Origin of the sequence: Streptomyces sp. NPDC002886 (assembly GCF_042888445.1) — a bacterium.
Lineage (GTDB): Bacteria > Actinomycetota > Actinomycetes > Streptomycetales > Streptomycetaceae > Streptomyces.
In genome coordinates this window covers 21,221-42,402 of record NZ_JBIAPV010000007.1, presented here as the reverse complement: position 1 = coordinate 42,402, position 21,182 = coordinate 21,221, and the positions used below count along the sequence as shown (strand labels likewise).

Annotated in this window: 19 protein-coding genes and 4 tRNA genes; 11 read left to right on the top strand and 12 right to left on the bottom strand. The window is 70.9% G+C overall.

Annotation, left to right across the window (positions count from 1 at the left end):
* Positions 1-19: 19 nt before the first annotated feature.
* The 4 genes from ACFYYB_RS28275 to ACFYYB_RS28260 form a co-directional block, all read right to left on the bottom strand.
* Positions 20-343, bottom strand: a complete 324-nt coding sequence (locus tag ACFYYB_RS28275; RefSeq protein ID WP_389438507.1) for a hypothetical protein — start codon at positions 341-343, stop codon at positions 20-22.
* A 54-nt stretch (positions 344-397) separates the two neighbouring features.
* On the bottom strand, positions 398-625 hold the full coding sequence (locus ACFYYB_RS28270; protein ID WP_389438505.1) for a hypothetical protein: 228 nt from the start codon (positions 623-625) through the stop codon (positions 398-400).
* Between the two features lie 51 nt (positions 626-676).
* Positions 677-2,113 (bottom strand): sulfatase-like hydrolase/transferase, encoded by a 1,437-nt coding sequence (locus ACFYYB_RS28265; RefSeq protein WP_389438504.1) that lies wholly within the window; start codon positions 2,111-2,113, stop codon positions 677-679.
* Positions 2,114-2,252: 139 nt separating this feature from the next.
* Complete coding sequence (locus tag ACFYYB_RS28260; RefSeq protein ID WP_323187867.1) at positions 2,253-2,348, bottom strand: putative leader peptide; 96 nt, start codon at positions 2,346-2,348, stop codon at positions 2,253-2,255.
* A 159-nt stretch (positions 2,349-2,507) separates the two neighbouring features.
* Here ACFYYB_RS28260 and purF point away from each other — a divergent pair, with 159 nt between their 5' ends.
* The gene (purF, locus tag ACFYYB_RS28255; protein ID WP_254381919.1) at positions 2,508-4,025 is read left to right on the top strand and encodes an amidophosphoribosyltransferase; all 1,518 of its coding nucleotides are present in this window, start codon (positions 2,508-2,510) and stop codon (positions 4,023-4,025) included.
* 157 nt (positions 4,026-4,182) lie between these two features.
* Positions 4,183-5,253, top strand: coding sequence for a phosphoribosylformylglycinamidine cyclo-ligase (gene purM / locus ACFYYB_RS28250; RefSeq protein ID WP_389438503.1), 1,071 nt, complete (start codon positions 4,183-4,185; stop codon positions 5,251-5,253).
* Positions 5,254-5,426: 173 nt separating this feature from the next.
* Here the strand turns inward: purM and ACFYYB_RS28245 are convergent, their stop codons facing one another.
* Both ACFYYB_RS28245 and ACFYYB_RS28240 read right to left on the bottom strand, forming a co-directional pair.
* Complete coding sequence (locus ACFYYB_RS28245) at positions 5,427-5,693, bottom strand: DUF3073 domain-containing protein (RefSeq protein ID WP_243341155.1); 267 nt, start codon at positions 5,691-5,693, stop codon at positions 5,427-5,429.
* Between the two features lie 307 nt (positions 5,694-6,000).
* Entirely contained in the window at positions 6,001-7,098 is a 1,098-nt protein-coding gene (locus ACFYYB_RS28240) for a Leu/Phe/Val dehydrogenase (protein WP_389438502.1), read from the bottom strand.
* Between the two features lie 252 nt (positions 7,099-7,350).
* Here ACFYYB_RS28240 and ACFYYB_RS28235 point away from each other — a divergent pair, with 252 nt between their 5' ends.
* Complete coding sequence (locus ACFYYB_RS28235; protein WP_389438501.1) at positions 7,351-8,205, top strand: hypothetical protein; 855 nt, start codon at positions 7,351-7,353, stop codon at positions 8,203-8,205.
* A gap of 567 nt (positions 8,206-8,772) precedes the next feature.
* Positions 8,773-8,979: a developmental transcriptional regulator BldC gene (bldC, locus tag ACFYYB_RS28230; RefSeq protein WP_003949541.1), complete on the top strand. Its 207-nt coding sequence runs from the start codon at positions 8,773-8,775 to the stop codon at positions 8,977-8,979.
* A 740-nt stretch (positions 8,980-9,719) separates the two neighbouring features.
* Here the strand turns inward: bldC and ACFYYB_RS28225 are convergent.
* Both ACFYYB_RS28225 and hrpA read right to left on the bottom strand, forming a co-directional pair.
* Positions 9,720-9,793 (bottom strand) — tRNA-Asp (locus ACFYYB_RS28225).
* Between the two features lie 69 nt (positions 9,794-9,862).
* Positions 9,863-13,798 carry an ATP-dependent RNA helicase HrpA gene (hrpA, locus tag ACFYYB_RS28220; RefSeq protein ID WP_389438500.1) on the bottom strand — a complete coding sequence of 1,312 codons (3,936 nt, stop codon included), beginning with the start codon at positions 13,796-13,798 and terminating at the stop codon, positions 9,863-9,865.
* 176 nt (positions 13,799-13,974) lie between these two features.
* Here hrpA and ACFYYB_RS28215 point away from each other — a divergent pair, with 176 nt between their 5' ends.
* The 3 genes from ACFYYB_RS28215 to ACFYYB_RS28205 all read left to right on the top strand — a co-directional run bounded on the left by ACFYYB_RS28215 (position 13,975) and on the right by ACFYYB_RS28205 (position 16,047).
* The gene (locus ACFYYB_RS28215; RefSeq protein ID WP_389438499.1) at positions 13,975-14,391 is read left to right on the top strand and encodes a hypothetical protein; all 417 of its coding nucleotides are present in this window, start codon (positions 13,975-13,977) and stop codon (positions 14,389-14,391) included.
* Positions 14,392-14,455: 64 nt separating this feature from the next.
* Positions 14,456-15,211, top strand: coding sequence for a DsbA family protein (locus ACFYYB_RS28210; protein WP_389438498.1), 756 nt, complete (start codon positions 14,456-14,458; stop codon positions 15,209-15,211).
* Complete coding sequence (locus tag ACFYYB_RS28205) at positions 15,208-16,047, top strand: cytochrome c biogenesis CcdA family protein (protein ID WP_389438497.1); 840 nt, start codon at positions 15,208-15,210, stop codon at positions 16,045-16,047. The genes ACFYYB_RS28210 and ACFYYB_RS28205 overlap by 4 nt, the downstream gene beginning before the upstream one ends.
* Positions 16,048-16,088: 41 nt before the next feature.
* Here the strand turns inward: ACFYYB_RS28205 and ACFYYB_RS28200 are convergent.
* The 4 genes from ACFYYB_RS28200 to ACFYYB_RS28185 form a co-directional block, all read right to left on the bottom strand.
* A tRNA-Phe gene (locus ACFYYB_RS28200) sits at positions 16,089-16,165 on the bottom strand.
* Positions 16,166-16,187: 22 nt separating this feature from the next.
* Positions 16,188-16,261, bottom strand: a tRNA-Asp gene (locus ACFYYB_RS28195).
* A gap of 39 nt (positions 16,262-16,300) precedes the next feature.
* Positions 16,301-16,373: transfer RNA gene (locus ACFYYB_RS28190), tRNA-Glu, on the bottom strand.
* Between the two features lie 187 nt (positions 16,374-16,560).
* Positions 16,561-16,911, bottom strand: a complete 351-nt coding sequence (locus ACFYYB_RS28185; RefSeq protein WP_382981344.1) for a metallopeptidase family protein — start codon at positions 16,909-16,911, stop codon at positions 16,561-16,563.
* Positions 16,912-16,991: 80 nt separating this feature from the next.
* Between ACFYYB_RS28185 and ACFYYB_RS28180 the strand changes: the two genes are divergently transcribed.
* The 4 genes from ACFYYB_RS28180 to ACFYYB_RS28165 all read left to right on the top strand — a co-directional run.
* Complete coding sequence (locus ACFYYB_RS28180; protein ID WP_389438496.1) at positions 16,992-17,471, top strand: CrcB family protein; 480 nt, start codon at positions 16,992-16,994, stop codon at positions 17,469-17,471.
* Positions 17,468-17,842 (top strand): fluoride efflux transporter FluC, encoded by a 375-nt coding sequence (locus ACFYYB_RS28175; protein ID WP_389438495.1) that lies wholly within the window; start codon positions 17,468-17,470, stop codon positions 17,840-17,842. Before ACFYYB_RS28180 ends, ACFYYB_RS28175 begins: the two co-directional genes overlap by 4 nt.
* A gap of 116 nt (positions 17,843-17,958) precedes the next feature.
* Positions 17,959-18,546 (top strand): hypothetical protein, encoded by a 588-nt coding sequence (locus ACFYYB_RS28170; protein ID WP_389438494.1) that lies wholly within the window; start codon positions 17,959-17,961, stop codon positions 18,544-18,546.
* Between the two features lie 279 nt (positions 18,547-18,825).
* A partial coding sequence (locus ACFYYB_RS28165; RefSeq protein WP_389438493.1) for a DEAD/DEAH box helicase occupies positions 18,826-21,182 on the top strand: 2,357 nt, incomplete at its 3' end.

Sequence of the window (21,182 nt, the reverse complement as noted above, 5' to 3'; positions counted from 1 at the left end):
CCGGCCTTGGACGAGCGCCTCAGACGTGCGCGGTCCCGCCGTCCTTCGCCATCGCCGCGGCGATCAGGCGCGCGGACTCGGCCCACACCTCGTCGGGGAGCTTCGGCAGCACGTCGTCCCACAGCGGCAGGCAGCTCCCGCGCAGCTGGAGCATCCCCTCGGGCCGGGCCATCAGGAAGAGGTGCAGGTGGGCGCCCCCGTCCCCCCACTTGTTCACATGGACGCGGGCGATCCCGTCCAGCGTCCGGATCGCCCGCTCCACCCGCTGGAGCATCGCGCCGAGCTCGGCCGCCCGCTCGGACGGCAGGTCCAGCAGATCGTGGTGGCCGCGCGGCACCAGCATCACCGCCGCCGGCAGCGCGCCGTGCTCGCCGTGCAGCCGCCAGTTCTCGTCCGTTCAGAGGAAGCTCGAGTCCGGTCGGGCGCAGGAGCGACAGGTGTCCGGCCCGGCCTCACCGCCGCGGGGCGGTTCGGGTAGGACCGGCTCCTCCAGCACCTTGATCCGCAGGTCCCCCTCGTACGGGAAGATCTCCCAGAACGGGATGCCGTCGGCGGGGAAGGGGATCCGCTCGCCGATCGGCAAACCACGTACGTACTCACTGGGTTCGGGTATCGCGTCGCTCATGATCCGCAGCTTTCCACAGGCTGTGGATCAGGTCACCGGCCCGGGGACCGATCAGCCCGGGTACGGCAGCAGTCCCGCGTCCGTCTTCTCCCAGGCCGCCCGCAGTTCGGCCAGCCGGGCCGGCTCCAGGGCCGCCTTGTCGGCCTGCTCGCGGATGTCCCCGGCCAGGTTGAAGAGCTGGTCGCGGCCCGCCTTGCCGCGGTAGTACTTCCAGTCGCCGCGGCGCAGCGCCCGCTCCCCGCGCACCCGCCAGAAGAGGTTGCGCTCGGCGACCTTCTCGCCGCGCAGCAGGTACCCGGCCAGGCTGACCCCGTCCAGCGGGTACGCCGGATTCGCGCGGGCCCCGGCCAGTTCCAGCAGGGTGGCCGTCCAGTCCGGGGTGAAGACCGGCACGTGGCTGACCTGGCCGCCGTCGAGCCGGGCGGGCCAGCGCACGATGTTCGGGACGCGGATGCCGCCCTCCTGGAGGGAGGCCTTGTTGCCGGAGAGCGGCCAGTTGTGGGAGAAGCGCTCGCCGCCGTTGTCGCTGGAGAAGAAGACCAGGGTGTCCTCCTCCTGCCCGGAGCGCTTCAGCGCCTTCAGCACCTCGCCGATCGAGCGGTCGAGGTCCTCCACCATCTCCTTGTACTTCTCGATGGACCCGCCGTCCTCGTGCCACAGGGCCCGCCTGTCACCGGCCTTGATCCGGCGCGTGACCTCGGCGCTCGCCTCGGTGTCCCCGTCGGCGATCCACGGCCAGTGCGGGGTGGTGAAGTTGAGGTTCAGCAGCCACGGCTTGTCACCGTGGTCGCGGGAGACGTACTCGCTCGCCCGCTCGGTCAGGATCCGCGTGTAGTAGCGCAGGTCCTTGTACTCGGCGTCGCCCTCGTAGAGGTCGTACGAGCCGTCGCCGCCCAGCTTGGAGTAGTACTCCAGCGCCCCGCCGAAGTTGCCGAAGAACTCGTCCCAGCCCGACTTGGTCGGGCTGTAGTCGGGCAGGAAGCCGCAGTGCCACTTGCCTATGAGCGCGGTCGCGTACCCGGAGCCGCGCAGCAGCGAGGCCAGCGTCGGGTGGGTCGGCTCCAGGCCGGCCGTCTTGTCGGCGATGGGCTCGGCGAGCCCGCCCTTGGCGCGGCCCGGGTAGCGGCCGGTGTACAGGCTGAAGCGCGTCGGGGAGCAGGTCGCGGAGCCCGAGTAGGCGTCGGTGAAGCGGACGCCCTGGCGGGCGAGCCGGTCCAGGTTCGGGGTCTTGATGTGCGGGGAGCCGTAGGAGGACAGGTCGGCCCAGCCGAGGTCGTCCCCAAGGATGAACAGGATGTTCGGGCGGCGGGAGCGGCGCCCCCGCTCGGCGTGGAACTCCCGTTCCTGCGGGCCCGCGTGCTGCGCTTCGGCGGCGGGCGCCGCCTGGGCCGGGGCTGCGGCGCCCAGCCCCACGGCCGCGGCGGCGGCGGTCGCGCCGACCGCGCCGCCGAAGGCGCGCCGGGACAGGTTGGGTTCGTTCGAGGTCACGGGTACTCCAGAGCAGGGCCCGCCGGCCTTCCGGCGCGGGCCGGCTCCGGGCGGCGCGGGACGGCGCGGGGCACGGCGGAGCGGGCACGAACGGAAAGGGGCGGGGAAAGGAGAAAAAGAAAAGGAAAAGCGCGTGTGACTACGCGGAACAGCGACAGATGGCGCTGGCGACACGGACGAGGTCCACGTGTCGGCGCGCGACGAGGGTGACGGTGCGGTCACCGAGAGGCTGCATGGGCCGGAGCTTGTACGAAACGACAGGCGACTGTCAACCAGGGCAATCCGGATATTGAGACGGCCGGGCTCCGAACAGGTTTCGTCACCCTGCGTGCTGTGACATTTCCCGGGCATCCCCAATTCGGACCAGTGGTCGATCTCGCCTACACTCGGGGGCGTGCCTCGTGGTGATGGACGACTCAACCACGACCTGCTCCCCGGCGAAAAGGGCCCCCAGGACGCTTGCGGCGTCTTCGGTGTCTGGGCTCCGGGTGAAGAGGTCGCCAAGCTCACCTACTTCGGACTGTATGCATTGCAGCACCGCGGACAAGAGTCCGCGGGCATCGCTGTGAGCAACGGTTCCCAGATCCTCGTCTTCAAGGACATGGGCCTCGTTTCCCAAGTCTTCGACGAAACCTCTCTCGGCTCGCTCCAGGGTCATATCGCGGTCGGTCACGCCCGCTACTCGACCACTGGCGCCTCCGTCTGGGAGAACGCTCAGCCGACCTTCCGTGCGACCGCCCACGGCTCCATTGCCCTGGGTCACAACGGCAACCTGGTGAACACCGCCGAGTTGGCCGAAATGGTCGCCGACCTCCCCCGTCAGGACGGCCGTGCCACCCAGGTGGCGGCCACCAACGACACCGACCTGGTCACCGCCCTGCTGGCCGGCCAGACGGACGACGACGGCAAGCCCCTGACCATCGAGGAGTCGGCCACCAAGGTCCTCCCGAAGGTGAAGGGCGCCTTCTCGCTCGTCTTCATGGACGAGGGAACGCTCTACACCGCCCGTGACCCGCAGGGCATCCGCCCGCTGGTCCTCGGCCGCCTGGAGCGCGGCTGGGTGGTGGCGAGCGAGACCGCCGCCCTGGACATCTGCGGCGCCAGCTTCGTCCGCGAGGTCGAGCCGGGCGAGCTCATCGCGATCGACGAGAACGGCCTTCGGACCTCTCGCTTCGCGGAAGCAAAGCCCAAGGGCTGTGTCTTCGAGTACGTCTACCTGGCGCGCCCGGACACCGACATCGCCGGCCGGAACGTCTACCTCTCGCGCGTCGAGATGGGCCGGCGCCTGGCCAAGGAAGCCCCGGCCGAAGCCGACCTGGTGATATCGACGCCGGAATCGGGCACGCCCGCCGCCGTCGGCTATGCCGAGGCCAGCGGGATCCCGTACGGGGTCGGCCTGGTCAAGAACGCCTACGTGGGCCGGACCTTCATCCAGCCCTCGCAGACGATCCGCCAGCTCGGCATCCGTCTCAAGCTCAACCCCCTCAAGGAAGTCATCCGGGGCAAGCGCCTGGTGGTCGTGGACGACTCGATCGTCCGCGGCAACACCCAGCGCGCCTTGGTCAAGATGCTCCGCGAGGCCGGCGCGGCGGAGGTCCACATCCGGATCTCCTCGCCGCCGGTGAAGTGGCCGTGCTTCTTCGGCATCGACTTCGCCACCCGGGCCGAGCTGATCGCCAACGGCATGACGGTCGACGAGATCGCCACGTCGCTGGGCGCGGACTCGCTCTCGTACATCTCGCTCGACTCGATGATCGAGGCGACGACCATCCAGAAGCCCAACCTCTGCCGTGCCTGCTTCGACGGCGTGTACCCCATGGAGCTGCCCGACCCGCAGCTCCTGGGCAAGCAGCTCCTGGAGACGGAGCTGGCCGGCGGCACCGACGCCGCAGACGCCCTCCGGCGCCCGTAGGACACGAGGCGGCATCACGGTCCGCGGGCTCGCCCGAGCCCGCGGACCGGGCCCCTGACTCCCCCCACCTCCTGCTCAACCTGCGCGGGGCCTTCCTTTCAGGCTTTTCCAGGGCCCCGCACCACACGCAGCAACGACACGAAAGCTCTCTCCTGTCATGACAGAGAAGACCACCGGTGCCAGCTACGCAGCCGCGGGCGTGGACATCGACGCGGGAGACCGCGCCGTCGAGCTGATGAAGGAGTGGGTGAAGAAGACGCAGCGCCCCGAGGTCCTGGGCGGCCTCGGCGGTTTCGCCGGCCTCTTCGACGCCTCCGCCCTCAAGCGCTACGAGCGCCCCCTGCTCGCCTCGGCCACCGACGGGGTCGGCACCAAGGTGGACATCGCCCGCCGCATGGGCGTGTACGACACCATCGGCCACGACCTCGTGGCGATGGTCATGGACGACATCGTCGTCTGCGGCGCCGAACCGCTCTTCATGACCGACTACATCTGCGTCGGCAAGGTGCATCCCGAGCGTGTCGCGGCCATCGTCAAGGGCATCGCCGAGGGCTGTGTCCTGGCCGGCTGCGCCCTGGTCGGCGGCGAGACCGCCGAACACCCCGGCCTGCTGGGCCCGGACGACTTCGACGTGGCGGGCGCGGGCACCGGCGTCGTCGAGTACGACCGGCTGCTGGGCGCGGACCGCATCCGTACGGGCGACGCCGTCATCGCCATGGCGTCCTCCGGTCTTCACTCGAACGGGTACTCGCTGGTCCGCCACGTCCTCTTCGACCGGGCCGGAATGTCCCTGGAGGGCCACGTCGAGGAGCTCGGCCGGACCCTCGGCGAGGAGCTGCTGGAGCCCACCAAGATCTACTCGCTGGACTGCATGGCCCTCACCCGTGCGGCCGACGTGCACGCGTACTCCCACATCACGGGCGGCGGCCTCGCGGCCAACCTCGCCCGAGTGATCCCGGACCACCTGCACGCCACCGTCGACCGCTCGACCTGGACCCCGGGCGCGATCTTCGACCTGGTCGGCAAGGCCGGTCAGGTGGAGCGCCTGGAGCTGGAGAAGACCCTGAACATGGGCGTCGGCATGATGGCCGTGGTCCCGCAGGAATCGGTGGACGTGGCCCTGACCGCCCTGGCCGACCGGGGTGTCGAGGCCTGGGTCGCGGGCGAGATCCTGGACCGCGGCGACCACGCCGAGGGCGCGACGATGACCGGCGACTACGCGGTCTGACGGGCTCGGGGAGCCGGCCACCACCGGCTCCCGTCACCGGCTCCCACCTGCGCGAACAGCACGGAAACCCGGCCCGGGGCGATGCCCTGGACCGGGTTTCCGTGCATGTGAAGCTGTGTGCCGCTGCTGAGGATGAGGATCAGCGCACCGCGTGTCCGACGCCGAGTGGCGCGTCAAGCACCGCGACGGTAGACGGACGGACCGGACTCTTCGTCCTCGTCCTCGTCATCGCTGTTGTAGCGCTCCGCGTACTTGGCGTACGGGTCGTCCTCGTCATCATCATCAAGCTCGTCATCGACGACCGGCTCGCTGACAGGCAGCGGTTCCGTGTGCGATGCGCCCAGCTCATTGGCCAGACGCGACAAGTCAGTCCCGCCGCTGCTGTACTTCAGCTGGCGGGCGACCTTCGTCTGCTTGGCCTTTGCCCGGCCGCGCCCCATGGCTCGACCCCCTCGGTGACGGGGCTCGACGGCCCCAGAGTCTGACACGCGTTCATGGTTCGGAGCGGGCTCTCCGTGGAGAGACCGTCCGTAGGGGTTTAACGGTACCTGCTTCCGCGGCCATACGGTACGCCGCCCGCATGACGCGCCCCGGTGCAGTACCAGCAAGGCGCCCCGTCCCCGCTGGTCAGCTGCGATTTTAGCCGTTTCCTGACGCGCGACCCGCCGAAGCGCAGTGAGTTCCGTCTCGCTGCGCCCCGACGGGCCGCCCAGAAGCCCCATGAGGGCCCCGTGAGGGTCGGGAGGGTCAGACGGCGCGTGCCGCGGCGCGGGCGTCCGACATCCGCTGCTCGGCGATCCGGTCGGCCGCCGCAGCCGGCGGAATCCCGTCCGCCTTCGCACGTGCGAAGATCTCCAGCGTGGTGTCGAAGATCTTGGTGGCCTTGGCCTTGCAGCGGTCGAAGTCGAAGCCGCGCAGCTCGTCGGCGACCTGGATGACCCCGCCCGCGTTGACCACGTAGTCCGGCGCGTAGAGGATCCCGCGGTCCGCGAGGTCCTTCTCCACACCCGGGTGCGCGAGCTGGTTGTTCGCGGCGCCGCACACCACCTTCGCGGTCAGGACCGGCACGGAGGTGTCGTTCAGGGCCCCGCCGAGCGCGCAGGGGGCGTAGATGTCCAGGCCCTCCACGCGGATCAGCGCCTCGGTGTCGGCGACGGCGGTCACCTTGCCCGGGTGCTTGTCGAGGATCCTCTGCACGGACTCGGCGCGGACGTCCGTGATGACGACCTCGGCGCCGTCCTCCAGCAGGTGCTCGACCAGGTGGTGGCCGACCTTGCCGACGCCCGCGACGCCGACCTTGCGGCCGCGCAGGGTCGGGTCGCCCCACAGGTGCTGGGCGCTGGCGCGCATGCCCTGGAAGACGCCGAAGGCGGTGAGGACCGAGGAGTCGCCGGCGCCGCCGTTCTCGGGGGAGCGGCCGGTCGCCCAGCGGGTCTCGCGGGCCACGACGTCCATGTCGGCCACGTAGGTGCCGACGTCGCAGGCGGTCACGTAGCGGCCGCCGAGGGACTCCACGAACCGGCCGTAGGCCAGCAGCAGTTCCTCGGACTTCAGCACGTCCGGGTCGCCGATGATGACGGCCTTGCCGCCGCCGAGGTCGAGCCCGGCGAGCGCGTTCTTGTACGACATGCCGCGCGAGAGGTTCAGCGCGTCGAGGACGGCCTCCTCGTCCGAGGCGTACGCGTGGAACCGCGTACCGCCGAGGGCGGGGCCCAGGGCGGTGGAGTGGATCGCGATGACGGCCTTCAGGCCGGAGGCTCGGTCCTGGCACAGCACGACTTGCTCGTGGCCGCCCTGTTCGCTGCGGAACAGGGTGTGCAGGACGCCGTCGGTCATTTCGGTCACGGTGGTGACTCCCATGGAAGAGATGCGGCGGGTAAGACGCCCGCCCTGCGGGTGGGGGAGGGCGTGCTGGGAGCAGCGTAAGACCTCCGGAGCCCCGCGCCCCTCCCGGTCCGTAGATCGGGACACTCAAGGGTTAGAGAAGGGTTGGAGGAGGGGCGGGGACGGGTCGGGGAAGGGTCGGGGAGGGGGCCGGCGCCGGGCCGGGGGCCGTCCGCCGGAGTAGCTCCGGGCGGGGCGGGGGAGTACGAGAGCGTGAGCGAATCCCCCGATCCCCGGCTGCCGTCCGCCCGCTCGGCCCCCGTCGTCCCGTACGCCTCCTACCTGCGCGTCTACGAGCCCCTGACGGCCTTCCCGGAGCCCGAGCGCACCCACTGGGCCGACTACGCCCGGCGCGGGGCCACTCCGACCGCCCAGGACGAACTGCGACGGTCGCTGGTGGACTTGGTGCGGGTCCCCGTGGTCGGTGTCCCGGCGCACGAGAGCGCGGACGCCTTCACCGCCGAGGTCGGCGGGGTCCTGCTGGTCTGCCCCTGGCGGACGAGGCTGCGCGGCTGGCTCGCGCTGGAGGAGCTGGTGGCCGAGTTCCCGCTCCCGGTGCTGGACGCCGCCCTGCCCGCGGCCGCGCGCCGCCGCGCGGCCGAGGAGTACGAGGCCTGGCGCGGGCGCAATCCCGACGCGCGGCCGTGGATCCGTACGGGGGTGTGGCAGGTGCCCCTGCGCTGGTTCGTGCTGGTGTCCGACGAGGAGCGGGAGTACGTGCCGGGCGAGGGGCTGCGCTACCGGACGCCGATGGTGCAGGCCCGGCGCCGGCTCGCGCGGGCGCTGCGGACCCTGCGGGAGGCGGAGGGGTACGAGATGCTCGCCGAGGGTCTGGTGGAGGTCGGGAGCTGGCTGGAGGAGTTCCATCCCCGCTCGATGGTGGAGCTGGACTACGGGGGGCTGCTGCACGCCCTGCCGGCCGACCGGCTCGACGCCGATCACTCGGCCGCGGACCTGGCGGCGGGGCTCGCGGCCCTGCGGGCCGGGGACCGGGACGGGGCGGTGCGGACGTACGGGGCCCTGGCGGAGCGGTGGCGGGCGGTGCGGGAGAGACTCTTCGCCAATTGAGCCGAGTGACCTACGTGACCCGACTAGCGACTCCGGGAGCGGTTGTCCATCCGCCGATCGGCCGAGCACGGAAGAGAACGGCCAGCTCAAGGCCGTGATGCCCTCTTTTGGGTCTTTGTTCCGGGACCTTCGTCCCGATACGGGCCATTGGCCCAAGCGTGACGGACCGCACTTTCTACACCCTTGCGCCCTTCCCCTACCCTCGTGCCAAAATAGGACAAGGAGTCCGGGGAGGGTTCCTTCCGTCCAACTAAGGGCGGAATGCTCGGTATTGCACTCTACGGGGGGTCTGACGACTCCTGATCGCTCTGTGACTGATCGTCACAGTGGGGTGACTGTCCGTTATGGGACGGTCCATCGGCTTCCGCCGCTGATGAACACCTCGGAGGGCAATTCCATCGGTTTGGCCGTCGAGGCTGGACGGATGGTGTAGTTGTAGTGCCGAGGACAAGCCGTTCGTCCTATAACCGACTCGGCCCGCGTATGTCCATTTCGGGCAACGTGGGCCAAGGTGCAGAATTTAGAGGAAAGAACCGAGATGGTTCGGTTCTCCCGAGGAGGCCGCTCATGACCGCTCGCACCCCTGATGCCGAGCCGCTGCTGACCCCGGCTGAGGTTGCCACGATGTTCCGCGTGGACCCGAAGACGGTCACCCGTTGGGCCAAGGCTGGCAAGCTCACGTCCATCCGCACCCTGGGTGGACACCGCCGCTACCGCGAGGCTGAGGTCCGCGCACTGCTTGCGGGAATTCCGCAGCAGCGCAGCGAGGCCTGAGGTTCCGCAGCACTACTTATTGCCGGGCGTTTATCGGGTCCCCCAATCCGATGAGCCCCACAGAGCTTTGAAACGGCCGGACCTGCCCCAACAGGTTCATCAGTCGTTCGATCGCGCTGGACTCCGCCGGGTCCAGCGCGATCTTTTTTTATGCCCAGGTCAGGGCGTTATCGAGCAGACATGCGGAGCCCGCCGGGGTGGGTGCAATGGCACATATAAAATCGAGCGGGCGTATGAGCACCATAAAAGCGTGCGTCTCAAAAACACATGAGGTGACTCCCGTCACAGATGATCACTCTTGTGGATCAGGCATTGCACCCCGTAAAGGGGCGTGTCGCGCAGACCGCATCATCCGAACGGGCGGTTTCCCGGGCGGCGGGCCAACGGGTCTCGGGGTGGGCCGAGGGGCCGGATCGCGGCCGAGTCGGGAGCGGGCCGGGAGCTGGTCGCGAGCGGGCCGTGTGAGGCCCCCGGCGGGGCTTCGGGCGGCGCGGGGGCGGGAGTTTGCCCGCAGGGCCCGCCTACGCGCCTCCAGGGGGCTCCGGGGCGCCGTGAGGGCCCGGGTGGGGCTTCGGGTGCTCCGGGGGGCCAATCGGGGCCGTGGGGCGGGCTGGTGGGCCGATGGGCACATGCCCGTACGCGTGTGCCCGTACGCGTGTGCCCGTACGCGGGCGCCCGTAAAAGAAGCGGGAAACGCGTCAGGGCCCGCATCCCTGGGGATGCGGGCCCTGACGATCTTGCGAACCTGACGGGACTTGAACCCGCGACCTCCACCTTGACAGGGTGGCGAGCTAACCAACTGCTCCACAGGTCCTTGATTTGCGGCCGTTGGGCGGCTGCGAATCAGACTGTACCGCAGCTCAGGGGGTGTAGTCGAACTCGATCACCGAGCGGGTCCCGGGGCGGCCGCGTCCACCGCCTTCACGATGCGTTTGTCGGAGACCGGATAGGCCGTTCCGAGGGCGTGCGCGAAGTAGCTGACCCGCAGTTCCTCGATCATCCAGCGGATCTCGGTGACCTCCGCCGGGACCGGCCTGCCCTTCGGCAACTGCTCCAGCAGCCACAGGTACTCGTCCCGCATCTCGTGGACCTTCTCCATGCGCGTGGTGTCGCGCTGGACGCCCGTGGGCATCTGCTGGAGCCGCCGGTCGACGGCCACCAGGTAGCGCATCAGGTCCGGCAGCCGGCGCAGTCCGGTCAGCGTGACGAAGCCGGCCGGCATGAGGGCCGCGAGCTGCGTCTTGGCGTCCTGGACGTTGGCCACCAGGGCGAGGCTGGCCGTGGTCTTCAGGCGGCGTTCGCAGGCCTGCCAGGCGGCCAGCACCTGCTGCACCTGCGTGATCGTCCGTACGGTCGTGTCCACCAGGTCGGTCCGCACGGCCTCGTAGAGCTTGCGGAAGCCCGCCTCGTCCCAGGCCGGGCCGCCGTGCCGCGCGATCAGGTGGTCGGCCGCCGCGGTCGCGCAGTCGTCGAACAGCGCCTGGATGGAGCCGTGCGGATTGCGCGACAGCGCCAGCTTCTGCTGGTTGCTCAGGTGGTCCGAGGCGAACTTCGCCGGGTTCACCGTGATGTTGAGCAGGATGAGGCGCCGGGTGCCGAGCCGCATCGCCTGCTGCTGCTCGGCCTCGGTGTCGAAGAGGCGTACGGAGACGCTCGTACCGGCGTCCACGAGCGCCGGGTACGCCTTCACCGGCTGGCCGGCCCGGCGGGTCTCGAAGACCTTGGTCAGCGTCCCGATCGTCCAGTCCGTCAGCCCGGTCTTCTCCACCGACTCCCCGCCCTCGCGCTCGGCGCTGGCCGCGGCGGCCTGCGAGAGGGCCTGGCGGGCCTTCGGCTTGAGCTGGAGCCGCAGGGCTTCCAGGTCCTTGGCCTCGGCGAGGTTCTTGCGGCGTTCGTCGACGATCCGGAAGGTGATCTTCAGGTGGTCCGGGATGCGGGTCAGGTCGAAGTCCTCGGCGGTGACCGGGACCCCGACCATCCGCTGGAGCTCCCGGGCCAGCGTCACGTGCAGGGGCTCCCGCAGCGGGTGCGAGGTGGCCAGGAAGCGGGTCGCGTAGTTCGGCGCGGGCACGTAGTGCCGGCGGATCGGCTTCGGGAGGGACCGGATCAGCTCGGTGACCACTTCCTCGCGCAGACCCGGGATCTGCCAGTCGAAGCCCTCGTCCGTGACCTGGTTCAGCACCTGGAGCGGGATGTGGACGGTCACGCCGTCCGCGTCCGCGCCGGGCTCGAACTGGTAGGTCACCCGGAACTTCAGCCGGCCCTGCGTCCAGGAGTCCGGATAGTCGGCCTTGGTGACCCCGGCAGCCTTCTCCGTCAGGAGCATCTCGCGCTCGAAGTCGAGCAGTTCGGGCTCGTCGCGCTTCTTGTGCTTCCACCAGGAGTCGAAGTGCGCCCCGGAGACCACGTGCTCGGGGATCCGCTGGTCGTAGAAGTCGAAGAGCGTCTCGTCGTCGACCACGATGTCGCGGCGCCGGGCCCGGTTCTCCAGCTCCTCCACCTCGGTGAGGAGCTTGCGGTTGTCGGCGTAGAACTTGTGGTGGGTCCGCCAGTCGCCCTCGACCAAGGCGTTGCGAATGAACAGGTCGCGCGAGACCTCGGCGTCGATCCGGCCGTAGTTGATCTTCCGCTGGGCGACGATCGGCACGCCGTACAGCGTGACCTTCTCGAAGGCCATCACCGCGGCCTGGTCCTTCTCCCAGTGCGGCTCGCTGTAGGTGCGCTTGATCAGGTGCTGGGCGAGCGGCTCCACCCACTCCGGCTCGACCTTGGCGTTCACCCGGGCCCACAACCGCGAGGTCTCCACCAACTCGGCGGACATCAGGAACTTGGGCTGCTTCTTGAAGAGGGAGGAACCGGGGAAGATCGCGAACTTGGCGGAGCGCGCCCCCAGGTACTCGTTCTTGTCGGTGTCCTTCAGCCCGATGTGCGACAGCAGGCCGGCCAGCAGCGAGATGTGCACGCTCGTCTCGGGGGCGTCGGCCTCGTTGACGTGGATGCCCATGGACTTGGCGACCGTACGCAGCTGCGAATAGATGTCCTGCCATTCGCGGATCCGCAGGAAGTTCAGGTACTCCTGCTTGCACATCCGGCGGAAGGAGGAGGAGCCGCGCTCCTTCTGCTGCTCCCGGACGTAGCGCCACATGTTCAGGAACGAGAGGAAGTCGCTCGTCTCGTCCTTGAACCGGGCGTGGTTCTGGTCGGCCTGCGTCTGCTTGTCCGAAGGCCGCTCGCGCGGGTCCTGGATGGACAGGGCGGCCGCGATGACCATGACCTCGCGGACGCAGTTGTTCTTGTCCGCCTCCACCACCATGCGGGCGAGCCGCGGGTCCACGGGCAGCTGGGAGAGCTGGCGGCCCATGGGCGTGAGCCGCTTGTTGTGGTCCTTCTCGTCCGGGTCGAGCGCCCCGAGCTCCTGGAGCAGCTGCACGCCGTCACGGATGTTGCGGTGGTCCGGCGGGTCGATGAAGGGGAACTTCTCGATCTCGCCGAGGCCGGCCGCGGTCATCTGGAGGATGACGGAGGCGAGGTTGGTGCGCAGGATCTCGGCGTCCGTGAACTCCGGACGGGTCAGGAAGTCGTCCTCCGAGTACAGCCGGATGCAGATGCCGTCCGAGGTACGGCCGCAGCGGCCCTTGCGCTGGTTGGCGCTGGCCTGCGAGATCGCCTCGATCGGCAGCCGCTGGACCTTGGTGCGGTGGCTGTAGCGGGAGATGCGGGCGGTGCCCGGGTCGATCACGTACTTGATGCCGGGGACGGTGAGGGAGGTCTCGGCGACGTTGGTCGCCAGGACGATGCGGCGCCCGGTGTGCTGCTGGAAGACCCGGTGCTGCTCGGCGTGCGAGAGGCGCGCGTAGAGGGGGAGCACCTCGGTCAGGCGGAGCTTGCGCTTCTCCAGCGCGTCCGCGGTGTCGCGGATCTCGCGCTCGCCGGAGAGGAAGACCAGGATGTCGCCCGGCCCCTCCGCCTGGAGCTCGTCCACGGCCTCGCAGATCGCGGTGATCTGGTCGCGGTCGGAGTCCTCGGAATCGTCTTCCAGGAGCGGCCGGTAGCGGACCTCGACCGGGTACGTCCGGCCGCTGACCTCCACGATCGGGGCCTCGCCGAAGTGCCGGGAGAACCGCTCCGGGTCGATGGTCGCCGAGGTGATGATCACCTTGAGGTCGGGGCGCTTGGGCAGCAGCGTGGCGAGGTAGCCGAGCAGGAAGTCGATGTTCAGCGACCGCTCGTGGGCCTCGTCGATGATGATCGTGTCGTACGCGCGCAGCTCGCGGTCCGTCTGGATCTCCGCGAGCAGGATGCCGTCCGTCATCAGCTTCACGAAGGTCGCGTCCTGGTCCACCTGGTCGGTGAACCGGACCTTCCAGCCGACGGTCTGGCCGATCTCGGACTTCAGCTCCTCCGCGATGCGCTCCGCGACCGTGCGGGCCGCGATCCGGCGGGGCTGGGTGTGCCCGATCATGCCCCGGACCCCGCGCCCCAGATCCATGCAGATCTTGGGGATCTGCGTGGTCTTGCCGGAGCCCGTCTCGCCCGCGACGATCACGACCTGGTGGTCGCGTATCGCCTCGGCGATCTCGTCCTTCTTCTGGCTGACGGGAAGGTTCTCGGGATACGTGACCTCGGGCTTCCGCGAGGCGCGCCCGGCCAGTCGCACGGCGGCCTTTTCGGCCTCCGCGCGGATCTCGTCGAGTACGGCCTGCTTGGCCTCGGGCTTGCGGATGCGGCGGGCGCCTTCGAGGCGGCGGCCGAGGCGGTGCGCGTCACGGAGGGAGATCTCACCGAGAAGCGTCTGCAGGGCGGCGAAGGAAGTAGACATACCTGGTCGAGGATCTCACCCGTAGGTGCCGGGTGGCGAACGCATTTGTGGGGCCGACCCGTACCATTTCGGGACGAGTCAACCGAGCGTTACCCCGATGTGTCCCCCCGACGTGCCCCGAGCGACGTCCCAGCGAGAGGCCGCCCACGATGTCCCGCAGCCGCCGCCTCCGGTGCGTGTTCGCGGTACTGCTGGGCTGGGCCCTGCTGTGTACGGCGGTCCGGGCCGTCCCGGCCGCCGCGGCTCCCGCGGCCACCGGGCAAGGGGCGGTGCGGGCGGCGGCCCCCGCGGAGCCGGGTTCCTCCGCTCCCTTCGCGGCCGTCGCTCCCACCGCTCCCGTCGCGGCCGTCGCTCCCGTCGCGGCCCTCGCCGGGCCGGCCGGGCCCGCCTGTGCTCCGGGGTCCCCGGGGCGGGACGGCGCACCCGCCCTGCCGGCGCGGGCCGGGTCCGACCAGGCGCAGCCCCAGGCGCCGCCCGCGCGGCAGGGGCCCGAGGCGGCGGTCCCGTCGCGGGCCGTACCCGTACGGGTCCCCGTACGCGGGCCCGGGCAGCCGGCGCCGTCCCTGCTGGAGCTCTCCGTGATGCGGGTCTAGGAGGACCGGCCGCGTCGGCCGCCCGGTCCGCCCCCTCCCGTCCGCACAGCTCTGGAGCACCCGCATGCCCGCTTCCCCCTCGCCCTCTTCCTCCCGCAAGCCCCTGCTGATCTCCGCCGGGGTCGCCCTCGCGGCCGTCACCCTCGGCCTCGTTTCCTGGCAGGCCACCAAACCCGACAACGGCACCGACACCGCCGCACGGCCGTCCGCGGCTTCCTCCTCCGATGCTCCGGGGGGTGGATCCGCCACCGATCCCGCCGCGCAGCTCAAGGCCCTGGCCCGCCGAGAGGCCGGCGACAAGCTCGCCGCCGGGCGGGCCGACGCCCCCGTGGTCCTGATCGAGTACTCCGATTTCAAGTGCGGCTACTGCGGAAAGTTCGCCCGCGACACCGAGCCCGCGCTCGTGAAGAAGTACGTGGAGGACGGCACCCTGCGCATCGAGTGGCGCAACTTCCCGATCTTCGGCGCCGACTCCGAGGCCGCCGCCAAGGCCGCCTGGGCGGCGGGGCAGCAGGACCGCTTCGCGCAGTTCCACGCGGCCGCGTACGCCGAGGGCGCCAAGGAGAAGGGCTTCGGCGCGGAGCGGCTGACCGAGCTGGCGCGCGAGGCCGGGGTCCCGGACCTCGAGCGCTTCAAGACGGACATGGCCGGGGAGCAGGCCGCCGCCGCTCTGGCGAAGGACCAGGGGGAGGGGTACCGCATCGGCGTCACCTCCACCCCGTCCTTCCTGATCAACGGGCAGCCCCTCGCGGGAGCCCAGCCCATGGCGGCCTTCGAGGCCGCCATCGCCAAGGCCGAGGCGCAGGCGGCCGCGAAGTGACCGACGCCGGATACCTGGCCGCCCTGCTCGGCGGCCTCCTCGCGCTGCTCAGCCCGTGCAGCGCACTGCTCCTGCCCGCCTTCTTCGCGTACTCCATCGACTCCACCTACCGGCTGCTGGCGCGCACCGGGATCTTCTACGCGGGCCTCGCGAGCACCCTCGTACCGCTGGGGGCCGCCGGTTCGTACGCCGGACGGTTCTTCCACGGCAACCGCGAGGCCCTCGTCCTGTTCGGCGGCTGGCTGATCATCGGGCTCGGCCTCGCCCAGATCCTCGGACTCGGCTTCGCCTCGCGGCGGCTCTCGGAGCTGTCGGGGAGGATCCGGCCGACCACCGCCCTGTCGGTGTACGCGCTGGGCGCGGTCTACGGCCTGGCCGGCTTCTGCGCCGGACCCATCCTCGGCAGCATCCTGACGGTGGCGGCCGTCAGCGGCAGCCCGGTCTACGGAGGCCTGCTGCTGGCGGTGTACGCCCTGGGCATGGCGGTGCCGCTGTTCGTACTGGCGCTGCTCTGGGAGCGCTTCGACCTGGGGCGCAGGCGCTGGCTGCGCGGCCGGGCCTTCTCGATCGGCCGGCTCGAACTGCACACGACCTCGCTCGCCTCGGGTCTCTTCTTCATCCTGCTCGGCGCGCTCTTCCTGGCCTACGACGGGGCGAGCGCCCTGCCGGGGCTGCTGGACGTGGACGATTCCTTCGCGGTGGAGCAGCGGGTGCAGGCCGTGGCGGACGCGGTTCCGGACTGGGCGCTGCTCGGGCTGGTGGCCGTGGCGGCGGCGGGCGTGGGCCTGGCGCAGTGGCGCCGGCGGACGCGGGCGGCGCGGGCCGGCGGGGAATGACGAAGAAGGCCCCGTCCGATGGACGGGGCCTTCTTGTTCTCTGGTGGCTGGGGCCGGGGTCGAACCGGCGACCTATCGCTTTTCAGGCGATCGCTCGTACCAACTGAGCTACCCAGCCACGAAACCGTTTCCGGCTTCAGCGAACCTGACGGGACTTGAACCCGCGACCTCCACCTTGACAGGGTGGCGAGCTAACCAACTGCTCCACAGGTCCTTGCAATGTGCGAGAACAAGTCTCGCACACGGTATTGCGTACCCCCAACGGGATTCGAACCCGTGCTACCGCCTTGAAAGGGCGGCGTCCTGGGCCACTAGACGATGAGGGCTAAAGGCCCGCCGGGCACTTTCCAGCGCGTCGGGGACGTGAGAAGCATATGGGATCCCGGCGGCGATCGCCAAAACGATTCCCGCGGGCGGGTCCGGGGCGGGTCCGGGGCGGGTCCCGTGCAGGTCCGTGGCGGGTCCGGCACGGGTCCGACTCCGGTCCGGGGTGGCCCGGAGCGCCCCGGGAGATCAGCCCCAGCCGAGTTCGTGGAGCCGCTCGTCGTCGATGCCGAAGTGGTGGGCGATCTCGTGGACCACCGTCACGGCGACCTCGTGGACCACCTCGTCCGTGCTCCCGCACATCCGCAGGGTCGGCCCCATGTAGATCGAGATCCGGTCGGGCAGGACCCCGGCGTACCACTCGCCGCGCTCCGTGAGCGGGGTCCCCTCGTAGAGGCCGAGCAGTTCGGGGTCGTCGGAGGCGGGTTCGTCCTCCACGAAGACGGCCACGTTGTCCATGACCCGGGTCAGCTCCTCGGGGATCGAGTCCAGCGCCTCGGCCACCAACTCTTCGAACGCGTCACGCGTCATCTCCAGCACGAGGTCATTCTCCCGTGCCGCGGCCCGATTGCGGCGGCTCGTGCCCGGCGGGCCGGGACCCGCCGGGCGAGAATGGCGCGGTGGCAACAGTGGCGACGAGTGCAGCGGAGCGCCGGGTGCTCGCCGCCGTGGCGGCCGGCGGGGCGGTGGGCGCCGCGGCGCGGTACGGGGTCGGGCTGTTGTGGCCGGCCGCGCCCGGGGCCTTTCCGTGGGGCACCTTCTGGATCAACGTGTCGGGCTGCGCGCTCATCGGCGTCCTCATGGTGCTGATCAGCGAGGGCGGCCGGTCGGCGCATCCCCTCGTACGGCCCTTCCTCGGGGTCGGGGTCCTCGGCGGGTTCACCACCTTCTCCACCTACGCCGTGGACTTCGCGCGGCTGCTCGACGCGCGAGAGGCCGGTACCGCGCTGGCGTACGCCGGGCTCACGGTGGCCGGGGCGCTGGGCGCGGTGTGGGCGGCGGCCGTGATCACCCGGCGCGCGGTCGGCGACGGCCCGGGGCGGGGGGCTCGGCTACGGGGGGCTCGGCGACGGGCCGGGCGAGAGGTGGGGCGGGGATGAACTGGCTGATCGTCATGGTGGGCGCGGCCGTCGGGGCGCCCCTGCGGTACCTGACCGACCGCGCGGTGCGGGCGCGGCACGACTCGGTCTTCCCCTGGGGGACCTTCGTCGTGAACGCGGCCGCCTCCCTGATGCTGGGCGCGCTGACCGGTGCCGTGCTGGACGGGGCCGCCTCCTCGCGGCTGAACCTGCTGCTCGGCACGGGCCTGTGCGGGGCACTGAGCACCTACTCGACGTTCTCCTACGAGACGCTGCGGCTGGCCGAGGGGGGCTGGAAGTTCCTGGCCGCGGCCAACGTGACGGCCTCGGTGCTGGTCGGGCTGGGTGGGGTCACGCTCGGTCACCAGGTCGCTGGACAACTGTTCGCCTGAGGGTGCGCCCCTGGTCCCCCTTGGGGCGTGCTGGGGCGTGTCCCATACGGGGCGCGGGGAGTTGGGCACACTGACCCGCTCACCGCGGACCCTTGCCAGCGTTCCGGAGGTGCCCCGTGCGCCAGTTGTCCGCTTCCCTCCGCTCCTCGCGTCCTTCCCGCTCGCTCCGCCTCGCGGTCGCCGCCTTCGCTCTGGCGGCGACCGCGGGCTGCATGAGCGTCGGGGAGGACGCCGCCAAGCCCGGGCCCTCCGCGCCGTCGGGCCTCCAGGGCGGCACGTCGGGCGGCGGCACCTCGTCCGGCAAGAGCGCCGGGGGCCAGGGCGGCGGCCACGGCGCGAAGGGCGGTACGGGGAACCAGGACGGCAAGGCCGGGGGGCCCGGGACCACCTCCGGCGCGGTCGGGGCCTCCCCCAGCCCGGGCGCGCCGGCCGGTCCGCCCGGGGCTCCCTCGCCGTCGGCCGGTCCGGGTGGCGGAGCGGGGGGCCAGGGGCCCCAGCAGCCCCCGACGGGCGGCACCGGTCCCGGCTCCGGGTCGGGATCCGGCGGAGCGGGCGCCTCCGGGGGCGGCCAGCCCGCCTCCCCGACACCGGAGCCGCCGAGCCCCGCCCCGCCGGTCTCGCCCCCGCCGCCCGTGACGGAACCCACACCGAGTCCGGAGCCCCCGAAGCCGGAGCCGACGGAGGGGACGGGCGGGCAGCAGTAGGCCCGGCACCGGCTTGGCCGCGTCGCCATCCGCCTGCCAGGGTCTGCCGGGCGGATGGCGTTTGCGCAGGTCAGCGGCTTCTTTGGGGGAGCGACTTGCCAGACCCCGGGGAGGGTGCGTATGGTTATAGATCGTTTGATCCCATTGCCCGGCGCCGACTCCGAAGAGCGCCGCGTGGCGCGTACTCTCCCCAACCGTGGCTGACCGCATTGAGGCGGTCGATTTGCGATTCACGGAGTTTGGGCGCGTGCCGAGACTCCGGAAGGTTTCGCATTTCGCATGTCCATTTCCAGTTCTGACCGTTCCGTCATGCCCGAGAACGACTCCAACGAGATCGTCGACGCCGAGACCCTCGCGGTCACCGAGGCCCTTGAGGCCGTCGTCACCGACGAGATCATCGAGGCCCTCGAGGCCGACGTGACGAACCACGAGTCCGACGAGTCCAGCGACTCCTTCGAGGACTCCACCGAAGACTTCAACGACTCTGCCGATGAGTCGGCCGACGACGCCGACGCCGAGCCCACCCTGACCTTCGGCGACCTCGGTCTGCCGGACGGCATCGTGCGCAAGCTCGCGCAGAACGGCGTCACCGCGCCCTTCCCGATCCAGGCCGCGACCATCCCGGACGCCCTGGCCGGCAAGGACATCCTCGGCCGTGGCCGCACCGGCTCCGGCAAGACCCTCTCCTTCGGTCTGCCGACCCTGGCCTCGCTGGCCGGTGGGCACACCGAGAAGAAGAAGCCCCGCGCGATCATCCTGACGCCGACGCGTGAGCTCGCGATGCAGGTCGCCGACGCTCTCCAGCCCTACGGCGACGTGCTCGGCCTCAAGATGAAGGTCGTCTGCGGCGGTACCTCCATGAGCAACCAGATCTTCGCTCTGGAGCGCGGTGTCGACGTCCTCGTCGCCACCCCGGGCCGTCTGCGCGACATCATCAACCGCGGCGCCTGCTCCCTGGCGAACGTCCAGGTCGCGGTCCTCGACGAGGCCGACCAGATGGCGGACCTGGGCTTCCTGCCCGAGGTCACCGAGCTGCTCGACCAGATCCCCGGCGGCGGCCAGCGCATGCTCTTCTCCGCCACCATGGAGAACGAGATCGGCACCCTGGTCAAGCGCTACCTGACCAACCCCGTCACGCACGAGGTCGACAGCGCGCAGGGCAACGTCACGACCATGACGCACCACGTCCTCGTCGTGAAGCCGAAGGACAAGGCGCCGGTCACGGCCGCCATCGCCGCCCGCAAGGGCCGCACCATCATCTTCGTCCGCACCCAGCTGGGCGCCGACCGCATCGCCGAGCAGCTCATCGAGTCCGGCGTGAAGGCCGACGCGCTGCACGGCGGCATGACGCAGGGTGCCCGTACCCGCGTCCTCGCCGACTTCAAGGACGGATACGTCAACGCGCTCGTCGCCACCGACGTCGCCGCCCGCGGCATCCACGTCGACGGCATTGACCTGGTCCTGAACGTGGACCCGGCCGGCGACCACAAGGACTACCTGCACCGCTCGGGCCGTACCGCCCGCGCCGGCAAGTCCGGTGTCGTCGTGTCGCTGGCGCTTCCGCACCAGCGTCGCCAGATCTTCCGCCTGATGGAGGACGCGGGCGTCGACGCCTCGCGCCACATCGTCCAGGGCGTCGGCGCCTTCGACCCCGAGGTCGCCGAGATCACCGGTGCCCGTTCGCTGACCCAGGTCCAGGCCGACTCCGCGAACAACGCCGCGAAGCAGGCCGAGCGCGAGGTCGCCGACCTCACCAAGCAGCTGGAGCGCCTGTCGCGCCGTGCCGTCGAGCTGCGCGAGGAGGCCGACCGTCTGGTCGCCCGCTCCGCGCGTGAGCGCGGCGAGGACCCGGAGGCCGCTGTCGCCGAGGTGGTCGAGGCCGCCGAGGCCGAGGTCGCGGCCGCCGTGGCCGAGCCCGTCGCCGAGGAGCGCCCCGCGTTCCAGAGCCGTGACGACCGTGGCAACTACGAGCGCCGTGACAACCGTCGCGACGACCGTGGTGACCGTGGCGGCGACCGTGGCGGCTTCCGCCGTGACGACCGCGGTGGCGACCGTGGTGGCTTCCGCTCCGGTGGCGACCGTCCGACCGGTGGTGGCTTCCGTCGTGACGACCGCCCCTCGGGTGGCTTCAACCGTGACGACCGTGGTGGCGACCGTGGCGGCTTCCGCTCCGGTGGCGACCGTCCGACCGGTGGCTTCCGCTCCGGTGGCGACCGTCCGGCCGGCGGCGGCTTCCGCTCCGGCGGCGACCGTCCCGCCGGTGGTGGCTTCCGTCGTGACGACCGCCCCTCGGGTGGCTTCAACCGTGACGACCGTGGTGGCGACCGTGGTGGCTTCCGCTCCGGTGGCGACCGTCCGACCGGTGGTGGCTTCCGTCGTGACGACCGTCCGTCCGGTGGCTTCAACCGTGACGACCGTGGTGGCGACCGTGGCGGCTTCCGCTCCGGTGGCGACCGTCCGACCGGTGGTGGCTTCCGCTCCGGCGGCGACCGTCCGACCGGTGGTGGCTTCCGTCGTGACGACCGCCCCTCGGGTGGCTTCAACCGTGACGACCGTGGTGGCGACCGTGGCGGCTTCCGCTCCGGTGGCGACCGTCCGACCGGTGGTGGCTTCCGCTCCGGCGGCGACCGTCCCGC

What these genes read in the sequence shown, in the direction of transcription:
- ACFYYB_RS28210 (WP_389438498.1), top strand. Translation starts at nt 14,456, where the DNA reads ATGCCCGCTTCCCCCTCGCCCTCTTCCTCCCGCAAGCCCCTGCTGATC.
- ACFYYB_RS28275 (WP_389438507.1), bottom strand. Translation starts at nt 343, where the DNA reads ATGCTGGTGCCGCGCGGCCACCACGATCTGCTGGACCTGCCGTCCGAG.
- purM (WP_389438503.1), top strand. Translation starts at nt 4,183, where the DNA reads ATGACAGAGAAGACCACCGGTGCCAGCTACGCAGCCGCGGGCGTGGAC.
- ACFYYB_RS28260 (WP_323187867.1), bottom strand. Translation starts at nt 2,348, where the DNA reads ATGCAGCCTCTCGGTGACCGCACCGTCACCCTCGTCGCGCGCCGACAC.
- bldC (WP_003949541.1), top strand. Translation starts at nt 8,773, where the DNA reads ATGACCGCTCGCACCCCTGATGCCGAGCCGCTGCTGACCCCGGCTGAG.
- ACFYYB_RS28175 (WP_389438495.1), top strand. Translation starts at nt 17,468, where the DNA reads ATGAACTGGCTGATCGTCATGGTGGGCGCGGCCGTCGGGGCGCCCCTG.
- hrpA (WP_389438500.1), bottom strand. Translation starts at nt 13,798, where the DNA reads ATGTCTACTTCCTTCGCCGCCCTGCAGACGCTTCTCGGTGAGATCTCC.
- ACFYYB_RS28245 (WP_243341155.1), bottom strand. Translation starts at nt 5,693, where the DNA reads ATGGGGCGCGGCCGGGCAAAGGCCAAGCAGACGAAGGTCGCCCGCCAG.
- ACFYYB_RS28270 (WP_389438505.1), bottom strand. Translation starts at nt 625, where the DNA reads ATGAGCGACGCGATACCCGAACCCAGTGAGTACGTACGTGGTTTGCCG.